We start from the raw sequence: 9,155 nt of genomic DNA on the forward strand, positions 1-9,155 counted from the left end.
CCCCGAGGCGGCCACGACCCGCCGTCGGCCGGAGGCACGGGAGCGGGACCGCCCGGGTTCTGCCCGCCCGCTCCCGGCCCGTCGGCCCGGTGCCCTTGGGTTCCCGGACCGACCGGTCCCGGCCAGCCCGATCCCGGCCCCTGGGCGCCCGACGCTCCCGGCCCTGGCGGGGGAGCTCCCGGCCCGTATGCCCCGGGCCCGTCGCCGCTCGTGCTCGGATCCCTCATCTTCTCCCCCTCCCCCGGTTCCCGGTCACCGCACCCTCAGCTCCTCTCCAGCGCGAGCACCGGCACGCGCGCGGGGCTGAAGCCCAGCACCTGCCCGTAGAAGGACAGCGACGACTCGATCGCCGTCACGATCGTCTCCGCCTTCCGGAAGCCGTGCTGCTCCCCCTCGAACAGGAGGTAGGCGTGCGGGATGCCCTTGGCGGCGAGCGCGTCGCGGAACGCCTCGGACTGGCTGGGCGGGACGATCCGGTCCTCGTCGCCCTGCAGCAGCAGCACCGGCACCTCGAGCTCGTCGACGTGGCTGAGCGGGGCGCGCTCGACGTACAGGTCGCGCCGCTCGGGATAGGGGCCGACGAGCCCGTCGATGTAGCGGGACTCGAAGTCGTGGGTGTCCAGGCGGAACTGCTCGAGCTCGGCGACGCCGAAGCTGGAGACCCCGGCGGCGAAGGCGTCCGTGCGGGTCAGGCACGCGAGAGTGGTCCAGCCGCCGGCGCTGCCGCCCTCGATCGCGAGCCGCTCCCCGTCGGCGATCCCCTCGGCGACCAGGTGCTCCATCACCGCGACGGTGTCGGCGACGTCGACCACGCCCCACTGGCCCTTGAGCCGGTCGCGGTAGGCGCGGCCGTAGCCGCTGGAGCCGCCGTAGTTCACGACCACCACGCCGAGCCCGCGGGAGGTGTAGTAGGCGACCGGCAGCGAGAGCACCGGCGGGACGTGCGCGGTGGGACCGCCGTGGACCTGCGCGATGAACGGCGGCAGCTCGCCCTCGCGCCCGGCGAGGCCTTCCTGACGAGGACGGTGCACGATCGCGTGGACCACTCCGCCGTCCGCCAGCGGCACCTCGATGCTCTCCGCCTCCGGCAGGAGACCGGGGTCGGGGGCGTCGTCGCGGGAGGAGCGGAGCAGGGTGAGCGCAGAGAGGGACGGCGCGGCCGACGGAGCTCGTCCGGCCGCCGGAGCACCGCCGGTCGAGGCGGCCGCGGGCGCGGCGTCGGACGGGTCGGCCGACGGATCGGCCTGCGCGATCTCTTCCTCGAGCCGCAGCTCGGCGAGGTGGATCGCGCCGAAGGCCGTCGGGGAGGCGCCGGCGAGGACGAGCAGCCCGTCCTCGCGGCGCTGCATGCCGCCGACCTCGGTGAGCGGGCAGTCCAGCGGGGCGAGCTCGCCGGTGCTGATCCGCAGCACGGACAGCGAGGTCGCGGCGCGGCCGTGCTGGACGAGGGCCCGGTCGGCGTCGAGCACCGGGTACCAGGTGGTGCCGAGCGCCCACATCGGCCCGGCGAACTCCTCCTCGCGATCGAGGACCTGATGGGCGCCGTCGGCCGACGACCACGTCCAGGGGTTCCACCAGCCGGTGACGTCGGAGAGGAACAGGAGGCGATCGTCGTCGAGCCATTCGGGCTGGAGCACCGAGACGTCGGTGCCGCCGGCGATGATCTCGCCCTTCCCGGCGCTGCCGTCGAGCAGCGGTGCGACGTGCAGCTCGGTGCCGTCCCAGGGCATCTGCGGGTGCTCCCAGCTGATCCAGGCCAGGTGCGTGCCGTCGGGGCTGAGGCGCGGGTGGGCGACGAAGCGGGAGGCGGGGGTGATGCGGCGCAGGGCGGCGGGATCCTCCGCGGCGGAGCCGTCCAGCGGCACGGCGACGATGCTGCGCTCGATGTGCGGGGCGCCAACGGCATCGGTGCGCGGACCCTCCTCGCCGCCTGTGTGGTCCTCGCACACCCACCACACCTCGGTCGTGCCGTTCGCGAGGGTGACGACGGTGGGGTCCGCCCAGCGCAGCGAGGGTCCGTGCGCGGACTCGACCGCGGGGCCGACGGGGGTGAGCGGGCGGGGCTGCTCCCCCTCGCGCAGCGCGTAGGCGCGCTGGTCGGCGAAGTTCACGAAGACGACCAGCGGCCCCTGCCCGTCCGGGCCCGGTGCGGGGACGACGCTCCAGCTCGACCCGCCGTACTCGTGCACGCGCGAGCGGGCGTTGAAGGGGGCGGGCAGGACGGTGACGCGGTCGGCCGGCACGGACGGGGCGGGCGGCCCCTCGGCACCCCCGGCCGGCGGGAGCGCGACGGGACCCGCGGTGCGGACGATCGCCTGGCGGCCGCCCTCGGTCGCGATCCCCTCGGTCCACCACACCTCCCGGCCGACGAGGCGCGGCGAGCCCAGGCGGGTGCCGCCGGTCGCGAGGAGGTCGGCGGTCAGGGGCGAGGGCCAGGAGCCGTACGGGAGAGTCGTCACCATGGGACCAGCGTAGGCAGAACGCGGCTCCGACAGGACGGCACTTCGCGGACGGGGGCTGTCCGCCCGGCGGCGGAGGATCAGATCATGGACACCACGCTCATCACCCCGACCTCCCGCCTCACCGGCGGCTACGGCAGCCTCAACTCCTTCGCGATCGTGAAGGGCCCGGACGGGGCCCGCGGCTTCCACTCCTTCCTCGCCGCCGTGTTCGACGCGGTCGAGGCCCCCGAGGCGCATGCCGTGGACACCGACGGGCTTCTGATCCATTCCGAGGCCCGGATCGGCGACTCCTGCCTGATGGTCGTCGACTCGAAGCCGGACTGGCCCTTCACCCCCGCGATGCTGCAGGTCAACGTCGAGGACCCGGAGGAGGTGCTGCGCCGCGCCCGGGAGCGGGGCGCTCGCGTCATCACCGAGGTCTCGCCGTTCTACGGCTCGACGATCACGAGGTTCCAGGACCCGTGGCACAACATCTGGTGGCTGTTCGGCCCGGCCGACGAGGACGCGCCGGAGCTCGAGTGGGATCCGGAGGTCGCGGCCGAGGAGGGCGAGAGCGAGGTGCATGCGAGCATCTGCCGGGCGATGGAGGGGCTCGTCCCTCCCGGGGAGCGCTGACGGGGTCGGGGGCTCAGGCCAGGATCGTGCCCTCGACGGTGAGCACCGTCGACCCGCCCACCCACAGCGTCCCGTCGGCCGCCTGCTCGAGGTGGACCCGGCCCTCGCGGCCGAGCACCGTGCCCTGCGCGGCGGTCCAGCGCTCGGGCACCTCTCCGCGGGCGGCGAGCCACTGGCCGATGCCGGCGTTGAGGCTGCCGGTGACCGGGTCCTCCACGCCGACGGGCGCGAAGGCCCGCACCTCGTAGAGCGGCGCGGCGTCCGGATCGAGGGACGCATCGCCCGACGCGTCCGGCTCCCCGCTCCTCCAGCGGCCGATCACGCCGACCTTCCGGTTCCCGAGAGCGACCACGTCGGGGTCGAGGGAGAGCACCTGCTCGGCGTCCTCGAGCTCGAGCACCTGCCAGCCCGGGCCGTTGTCGGCCCAGGTGTGGCCGCGCACGGCGGAGCGGGGGATGCCGAGGGCCGCGGCGATCCGGCCCACCTCGTCCTCCTCGAGCGGGCCCTCGCGCAGCAGCGGCGGGGCGGCGAAGGCGAGCCGCTCGCCCGCCGGCTCCGCGTCTCGCTCCGCCTCGCTCCGTCGCACCTGGACCAGGCCGATCGCGCACTCCTGCACGATCCGCTCGCCCGACGGGACGCCGCCCGCGTGCAGCCAGGCCCGGGCGGTGCCGAGGGTGGGGTGCCCGGCGAAGGGCAGCTCGCCCGAGGGGGTCCAGATCCGCACCCGGTAGTCGGCATCGGCCGTCGTGGGCGGCAGCAGGAAGGTGGTCTCCGAGAGGTTCGTCCACTGCGCGATGCGCTGCATGTCCTCGTCGGCCAGGTCCTCCGCCTCGAGCACCACGGCGAGGGGATTGCCGCGCTGGGGCGCGTCGGCGAAGACGTCGAGCTGGAGGAAGGGGCGGCGGCGGGGAGGGGCGGGGGCGGCGGTCATGGGGTCCATCCTCCCCCGGGAGCCCTCCCCTTCGTGGCCTTCTCAGCGCGCCCGCATGCAGGGGCCCGGCTCCGCATCCGTGGATCCGGGGCCGGGCCTCTGCGACGAGCGCCGGCGATCAGCGGGCGGGTGAGCGGATCGGGCGCGATCGCACTCGCCCTGTCCCTCCGGCGCCGTGGCTCAGCGGCCGCAGGCGTCCAGCTTGGCGTCCTCCTCCTGGATCGCCTCGAGGCCGTAGTCGTCGGGCTCGGACTCCGGGACCTCGGTGCCGTGCAGGGACGCGCCCGCCGTCTCCTTGAGGAACAGCAGCGCCACCATGCCGACGACGCAGCCGAGCATCACGTACACGGCCGGGAACTCGAGGAACCCGGTCGACTCCACGACCGCCTCGTTCAGCGGCGCGGCGGTGCCGCCGAAGATCGAGGTGAACACGTTGTAGGTCACCGCGAAGCCCGCGAAGCGCACGTGGGCGGGGAACATCGCCGGGAAGGTCGCGGAGATGGTGGACAGCTGCGGGATGTACAGCAGGCCCAGCACCGCGAAGCCCACGATCGCCAGGCCGAAGCTCTGCCCCATCAGCATGTACATCGGCACGGCCATGACGAACAGGCCGATCATCGAGAACCACCACATCCTCTTGCGGCCCACCCGGTCCGAGAGCGCGCCGCAGAAGGGGATCACCGCCATCATCGCGACCTCGCCGATCAGGATCCCCATCAGCGACTCGTTCGCGGAGAGGTTGATCTTGGTCTCGAGATAGCCCGGCATGTAGGTCAGCAGGGTGTAGTTCGCGATGTTCAGCGGGATCACGAGCCCCGCCATCACCAGGATCGGGCGCCAGTAGCGCACGATCAGGTCGCGCAGGCCGCCGGTGGCGCTCTCGACCGCCTCGTCGGCGTCCTCGAGCTCCTGGAAGACCGGCGTCTCGTCGAGGCGCGAGCGCAGGTACAGGCCGATCAGGCCCAGCGGCGCCGCGACGAAGAAGGGCACGCGCCAGCCCCAGGCGGCCATCGCGTCCTCGCCGATGATCAGCTGCAGCACGAGCACCACCACGGTGCCGAGCGCGAAGCCGCCCAGGGTGCCGAACTCGAGGAAGCTGCCGTACAGGCCGCGGCGCTTGTCCGGCGCGTACTCGGCCATGAAGGTCGCCGCGCCGCCGTACTCGCCGCCGGTGGAGAAGCCCTGCACCAGGCGCAGCGCGGCCAGCAGGATCGGGGCGAGCACGCCCACCTGCTCGTAGGTGGGCAGCACGCCGATCAGGAACGTCGCTGCGGACATCAGGATGATCGTGAGGGCGAGCACCTGCTTGCGGCCCAGGCGGTCACCGAGCGGACCCCAGACGAAGCCGCCGAAGGGTCGGGCGAGGAAGGAGATCGCGAGGAACGCGTAGGTCCAGAACAGGCCCTCGGAGCCCGAGGGGAAGAAGTGGGCCGCGATGTAGGTCGCGACGACCGCGTAGGCGCCGTAGTCGTACCACTCGGTCGCATTGCCCATCGCGGAGGCGGCCACGGCCTGCTTGATGGTGCGACGGGGAGGGAGGTCCTCGAAGGCGATCTCGCCGGAGGTGGTCGCCGGTTCGGGGCCGGGCCCAGGGGAGGAGGTGGTGGTGGATGTCGTCACAGACTGGTCATCCGTTCTTCGCGCACGTGCCGCAGCACGCTGTGGCGGCGCTCCCCGCCGGCAGGAGCCGGCGCCCGACGAGCGGGAAGCGGCCGGTGACAGGTGGTCACCGGACGGAGCGGGGCGCAAGCCCCGGCCGGGTGCCGGCGCTGCGCCCCATCAGCAAAACGACGCCACGATAGCGAGCATCCGCTCGGGATTCCAGACGAACGGATTGTCCGAATGCCCATCGGCGCAGGTCGCCGTGGAGAAAGAGCGACGTGGGAGGACGTCGGCCGACGGGTCGGCCCCCGGTGTGTCGGCCCGTGCCGGCCCGGGCGCGGACAGCAGGCGGCGCACCAGCCGCCACAGCAGGTGACGCAGCAGCCGACACAGCAGGCGAACATCCGACGTCGCGTTCCGGGCCTCGTGAGACACTGGCCGCGGAGAGCCGGGAAGTCTGGTCGGCACGGAGGTCCATCCTCCGTACACCCGTCAGCGACGCCGAGAAGGGGCCAGTATGGTTCTCCAGTCCCCCACCCCGTGCGTCGGAGTGCGGATCGACCGCTCCTCCGGGCGCCGACGTCCACGGGCACGGTGCGCGAGCGCGACGGATCCGCGTCCGACCTGTCCCGAAGGTGACGTGATCCGCGATGGACTTCCCCGTCTGGACCCTGATCCCGTTCGTGCTGATGCTCGCCGGGATCGCGGTCTTCCCGCTGGTGCCGCAGCTGGCGCATCTGTGGGAGCGGCCTCGCAACCAGCTGATCTACGCGCTGGCGCTCGGGACCCCGGTCGCGATCGGGCTGCTGATCGCCGCGCACCCGGAGCTGGTGGCCCATGCGCTGATCGAGTACGTGCAGTTCATCGTGCTGCTGCTGGGGCTGTTCACGGTCTCCGGGGCGATCGTGCTGCGCGGGGACCTCGCCGCGACGCCGCGCACGAACACCGCCTTCCTCGCCGTCGGCGGGCTGCTGGCCAGCTTCATCGGCACCACGGGCGCGGCGATGCTGCTGATCCGGCCGATCCTCGCCACCAACGCGCAGCGCCGCTACCGGGCGCACACCGTCGTCTTCACGATCTTCGTGGTCGCCAACTGCGGCGGCCTGCTCACCCCGCTCGGCGATCCGCCGCTGTTCCTCGGCATGCTGCGCGGAGTGCCCTTCACGTGGACGTTCAGCCTGCTGCCGGTGTGGCTGTTCGTCAACGCGCTGCTGCTGCTGACCTACTGGGCGCTGGACCGTCGCTTCCACGCGCGCGAGACGCCCGAGGCCCTCGCCCAGGACTACGGCTCGACGACGCGGCTCAGCGTGGGCGGCGCCTGGAACCTGCTCTGGTTCGCGCTGATCATCCTCGCCGTCGCGACGATCCCGTCGCTGGACATCGACGCGGTCGCGCACGGACACATCGAGGGCGTGAACTGGGTGCCCTGGCGAGAGCTGGTCATGCTGATCGCCGCCGGCGGCTCGCTGCTCACCTCGAAGACGTCGATCCGCTACGGCGAGAACGAGTTCTCCTGGGCACCGATCCAGGAGGTCGGCGCCCTGTTCATCGGCATCTTCCTCACCATGGTGCCGGCGCTGCAGGTGCTGCGTGCCGCCGCCCCGAACCTGCCGCTGAACGAGATCACCCTGTTCCTGTTCACCGGCGGGCTCTCCTCCGTGCTGGACAACGCCCCCACCTACGTCACCTTCTTCGAGATGGCGACGCAGCTGCCGGGAGAGCCGCGGGTGGCGAACGTGCCCGAGGCGTTCCTGGTCTCGATCTCGCTGGGCGCCGTGCTGTGCGGCGCCATGACCTACATCGGCAACGGCCCGAACTTCATGGTGAAGTCCGTGGCGGAGGACGGCGGCGTGAAGATGCCGACCTTCCTCGGCTACGTCCGTGCCGCCTTCCAGTACCTCGCCCCCGTGCTGCTGGCGATGCTGCTGCTGTTCATCGCCGACCCGTGGTGGGCGAAGGCCCTCGGCGGCGTGGTCGTCGCGCTCCTGCTGCTGCGGGTGCTGCGTCTGGCGACGTCCCCGCCGCCCCAGGTGCTCGGCCGCGGCGACCGCCGTGCCGCCCCGGAGGCCCCCGCGCAGGACTGATCCGTCCAGGACCGGACCGCGCCGACGGGGCCCCGGCACTGCACACCGACCCCGATCCACAGGAGATCCGTCCATGACCACCACCTCCGCCGCTCGCCGAGAGCACGGAACCTTCCGCACGCGCCTGCCCGCCGAGGAGTGGGTGACCCGCGCGATCCCCGGCGGGGCGCTGCTGCTGCTCGCCACCGTGCTCGCGCTGCTGTTCGCGAACACGCCGCTGTCGGAGGGCTACTTCGCCGTCCGCGACGCCCATGTCGGGTTCGACCTCGGTCCGCTCTCGCTCGACCTCTCGATCGGGCACTGGGCCTCCGACGGGCTGCTCGCGGTGTTCTTCTTCCTCGCCGGGCTGGAGCTGAAGCAGGAGTTCGTCGTCGGCGACCTCCGCTCCCCCGCCAAGGCGCTGGTGCCGATCGCGGCGGCCTTCGGCGGCGTCGCGCTGCCCGCGATCATCTACACCGTCGTCAACCTCGCCGGGCCCGAGGGGTCCGGCGGCGGCTGGGCGATCCCCGCCGCGACCGACATTGCCTTCGCCGTCGCGATCCTCGCGCTGCTGGGCTCCTCGCTGCCCTCCGCGCTGCGCACCTTCCTGCTGACCCTCGCGATCGTCGACGACCTCATCGCGATCACGATCATCGCGATCTTCTACACCTCCGACCTGCAGCTGGGCTATCTCGGCGTCGCCCTGGTGCCGCTGGCGGCGTTCTGGTGGCTGACGAACAAGCGCGAGGCATGGTTCAAGAAGCACTACTGGACGGCATGGGCCCTGCTGCTGCCGCTCGCGCTGATCACCTGGGTGCTGTTCCTGAACTCCGGCGTGCACGCGACGATCGCGGGCGTCGTCCTCGCGTTCCTCGTCCCCACCCGAGGGATCTCCGACTACGGCAGGCAGCACTCGCTCTCGCACACGCTCGAGCACCGGCTGCGTCCGTTCTCGAGCGCGATCGCGGTGCCGGTCTTCGCGTTCTTCAGCGCCGGCGTGGCCGTGGGCGGGTTCAGCGGGCTGCTGGATGCCTGGCAGTCCACCGTAGCGCTCGGCATCATCGCCGGCCTCGTGCTCGGCAAGATCCTCGGCATCGTCGGCGTCTCCTTCCTCGTCACCCGCTTCACCAGCGCCCGGCTCGACTCGGACCTGCGCTGGGTGGACATGATCGGGATGGCGGCGGTGGCCGGGATCGGGTTCACCGTCTCGCTGCTGGTCTCCGAGCTGAGCTTCACGCCGGGCGACGACATGTATGACCAGGCCAAGGTCGGCGTGCTCACCGCCTCCGCGCTCGCCGCGTCCGTCGGCGCGGCGATCCTGCTGCCCCGCAACCGGATGTATGCGCGGGAGGCGACGGAGTCCGGCCGCGGACCCGACGGCTACGACCGCGGCGCGGACTGGGGCGCCGACGGCTGAGCCCCGGGCACGGCCGACGTCCGGGCCGGAGGTCCCATGACGAGGGCGACCCCGCAGCAGATCTG

Annotated in this window: 6 protein-coding genes; 3 read left to right on the plus strand and 3 right to left on the minus strand. The window is 72.6% G+C overall.

Annotation, left to right across the window (positions count from 1 at the left end):
• Positions 1–263 precede the first annotated feature (263 nt).
• Positions 264–2,462 carry a S9 family peptidase gene (locus tag HMPREF3159_RS06830; protein ID WP_070500294.1) on the minus strand — a complete coding sequence of 733 codons (2,199 nt, stop codon included), beginning with the start codon at positions 2,460–2,462 and terminating at the stop codon, positions 264–266.
• Positions 2,463–2,546: 84 nt separating this feature from the next.
• On the opposite strand from HMPREF3159_RS06830, the gene HMPREF3159_RS06835 reads away from it, so the two are divergent.
• A complete protein-coding gene (locus HMPREF3159_RS06835) occupies positions 2,547–3,077 on the plus strand; it encodes a VOC family protein (protein ID WP_210388849.1) in 531 nt (176 codons plus the stop codon).
• Between the two features lie 13 nt (positions 3,078–3,090).
• Here the strand turns inward: HMPREF3159_RS06835 and HMPREF3159_RS06840 are convergent, their stop codons facing one another.
• Both HMPREF3159_RS06840 and HMPREF3159_RS06845 read right to left on the minus strand, forming a co-directional pair.
• On the minus strand, positions 3,091–4,008 hold the full coding sequence (locus HMPREF3159_RS06840) for a PhzF family phenazine biosynthesis protein (protein ID WP_070500296.1): 918 nt from the start codon (positions 4,006–4,008) through the stop codon (positions 3,091–3,093).
• 180 nt (positions 4,009–4,188) lie between these two features.
• A complete protein-coding gene (locus tag HMPREF3159_RS06845) occupies positions 4,189–5,628 on the minus strand; it encodes an MFS transporter (RefSeq protein WP_070500297.1) in 1,440 nt (479 codons plus the stop codon).
• Positions 5,629–6,260: 632 nt separating this feature from the next.
• On the opposite strand from HMPREF3159_RS06845, the gene HMPREF3159_RS06850 reads away from it, so the two are divergent.
• Complete coding sequence (locus HMPREF3159_RS06850; protein ID WP_070500301.1) at positions 6,261–7,694, plus strand: sodium:proton antiporter; 1,434 nt, start codon at positions 6,261–6,263, stop codon at positions 7,692–7,694.
• 73 nt (positions 7,695–7,767) lie between these two features.
• On the plus strand, positions 7,768–9,090 hold the full coding sequence (gene nhaA / locus HMPREF3159_RS06855; RefSeq protein WP_070500302.1) for a Na+/H+ antiporter NhaA: 1,323 nt from the start codon (positions 7,768–7,770) through the stop codon (positions 9,088–9,090).
• The last annotated feature ends 65 nt before the right edge of the window (positions 9,091–9,155 follow it).

The organism is Brachybacterium sp. HMSC06H03 (assembly GCF_001807385.1).
Lineage (GTDB): Bacteria > Actinomycetota > Actinomycetes > Actinomycetales > Dermabacteraceae > Brachybacterium > Brachybacterium conglomeratum.